At 61.6% G+C, this 2,270-nt stretch carries 2 protein-coding genes and 1 pseudogene; 2 read left to right on the top strand and 1 reads right to left on the bottom strand.

Annotated elements, in window-relative coordinates:
- The coding region (locus DBR24_RS16545; RefSeq protein WP_371921305.1) for a glutamate-5-semialdehyde dehydrogenase at window positions 1-1,079 on the bottom strand (1,079 nt) is incomplete at its 3' end.
- 177 nt (window positions 1,080-1,256) lie between these two features.
- Between DBR24_RS16545 and DBR24_RS16540 the strand changes: the two genes are divergently transcribed.
- On the top strand, window positions 1,257-1,976 hold the full coding sequence (locus tag DBR24_RS16540; protein WP_123463822.1) for a DNA-3-methyladenine glycosylase: 720 nt from the start codon (window positions 1,257-1,259) through the stop codon (window positions 1,974-1,976).
- 134 nt (window positions 1,977-2,110) lie between these two features.
- A pseudogene (locus DBR24_RS32440) lies at window positions 2,111-2,270 on the top strand (phosphoesterase); the annotation flags it as partial.

Raw genomic sequence — 2,270 nt, 5'->3', positions numbered from 1 at the left:
TCCGCCACGAACCGGCGGGTGTCGGCGAGGTTTTCGCTGACAATCGAGTCGGTGTGATGGGAGCCGTAATGGTTGATGTGTTCGATGGCCTGAGCCAGGCCGTCGACCACGCGGATCGACAGGATCGGCGCCAGGTATTCGGTGCTCCAGTCGTCTTCGCTGGCCGGCACGGCGTCGATGATTGCCCGGGTGCGCTCGCAGCCACGCAGTTCGACGCCTTTTTCGCGGAACTGCGCCGCCATCGACGGCAGGAAATCCTTTGCAACCGTTTGATCGACCAGCAACGTCTCCATCGCCCCGCAAATCCCGTAGCGATAGGTCTTGGCGTTGAACGCGATGCGCTGGGCTTTCGCCAGGTCGGCGTGCTGGCTGACGTAAACGTGGCAGATGCCGTCCAGGTGCTTGATCACCGGCACGCGCGCATCGCGGCTGATGCGCTCGATCAGACCACGGCCACCACGCGGCACGATCACGTCGACGTACTCGGGCATGGTGATCATTGCGCCGACCGCGGCACGGTCGGTGGTTTCGACCACTTGCACCACCGCTGCCGGCAGTTCGGCCTCGGCCAGACCGCGCTGGATGCACGCGGCGATCGCTCGATTGGAATGAATCGCTTCTGAGCCACCGCGCAGGATGGTCGCGTTGCCCGACTTCAGACACAGGCTCGCGGCATCAATGGTCACGTTGGGACGGGATTCGTAGATGATCCCGATCACGCCCAGCGGCACGCGCATCTTGCCGACCTGAATGCCCGACGGACGGAAGCTCATGTCACGGATCGCGCCGACCGGGTCCGGCAGCGCAGCGACCTGACGCAAGCCGACGATCATGCCGTCGATGCGCGCCGGAGTCAGTTCCAGGCGTTCCAGCAATGCCGGCTCCAGACCATTGGCGCGACCGGCGGCCAGATCCTGCTCATTGGCTGCAGCCAGCTCGGCACGAGCGGCGTCCAAAGCATTGGCAGCAGCCTGCAAGGCGCGGTTTTTCTGCGCAGTGCTGGCACGGCCGATGACCCGGGAGGCTTCGCGGGCGGCGCGACCCAATCGGGTCATGTAGTCAAGAACGGACTCAGTCATGGTCTGCTGGGGTCTTGGCAAAGAGGAAAGCGGCAGATTATAGCTGTCGCGTCCCGGGACTAACAGCGGTGACGGGCGGATGGTCGAAATGAACGGCGAATCGCCGACGTTAAGCCGTAGTTAAGCCGCGCATTGTTATCATTACGACCTCTTCAGCCTGGATAAACCTTGCCTGCCATGTCCAACCTGACCGCTCGCAACCACGCCGAAAGCCTGCCACTGGGGCTCCCGGACGCTTTTTTCGACCGAGACGCCCAAGTGCTGGCAAAGGATCTGCTCGGCAAAGTCATCCGTCATCGTGTCGGCAGTCTGTGGCTGAGTGCGCGGATTATCGAAACCGAAGCGTATTACTGCGCGGAAAAAGGCAGTCACGCGTCCCTCGGTTACACAGAAAAGCGTAAGGCTTTGTTTCTGGATGGCGGCCACATCTATATGTATTACGCCCGTGGCGGCGACTCACTGAATTTCAGCGCGCAAGGGCCGGGCAATGCCGTGCTGATCAAATCGGCGTATCCGTGGGTCGATGACATCAGCGGGCAGTCGAGCCTGGCGCAGATGCTGCTGAACAATCCGGATGCACAGGGTCGTCCGCGCCCGTCACAAAAACTCTGCGCCGGGCAGACATTGCTGTGCAAGGCTCTTGGCCTGAAGGTACCGGTGTGGGACGCCAGGCGTTTCGATCATGAAATGCTCCTGGTGGAAGACACCGGACCGACACCGACCCACATCATTCAGACGACGCGACTGGGTATCCCCCATGGCCGCGACGAACACCTGATGTACCGCTTCGTCGACGCCAGCTATGCGCAATGGTGCACACGGAACCCGCTGCGCCGGGGCCAGGTCGAAGGGCGCGACTATTTCCTGCTGTCGGGGTCAGAAGCAGGTCTGAACTAAAAGGAATTCCATGCGGGAGCGAGCCTGTTCGCGAAAGCAGAGGGTCAGCCAAAAGAGATTCAACTGACACACCCTCTTCGCGAGCAGGCTCACTCCCCCAGCGAGCCGATTGAATATTTGATGGAGTTTTTTGTATGGGCCCATGGCTCGATAGCGTGACCGGTTGGCTGGCGGCCAATCCCCAGTGGCTGGCCGCAGCGGTGTTTATCGTGGCCCTTGTCGAATGCCTGGCGATCGCCGGACTGATCGTCCCTGGCACGGTGTTACTGTTTGCTGTCGCCGTACTGGCCGGCA

The sequence above is a fragment of the Pseudomonas sp. HMWF006 genome, assembly GCF_003061205.1.
Classification (GTDB): domain Bacteria; phylum Pseudomonadota; class Gammaproteobacteria; order Pseudomonadales; family Pseudomonadaceae; genus Aquipseudomonas; species Aquipseudomonas monsensis.
The sequence above is the reverse complement of the archived record's forward strand: the minus strand, read 5'-3'. Positions and strand labels throughout refer to the sequence as shown.

What these genes read in the sequence shown, in the direction of transcription:
- DBR24_RS16540 (WP_123463822.1), top strand. Translation starts at nt 1,257, where the DNA reads ATGTCCAACCTGACCGCTCGCAACCACGCCGAAAGCCTGCCACTGGGG.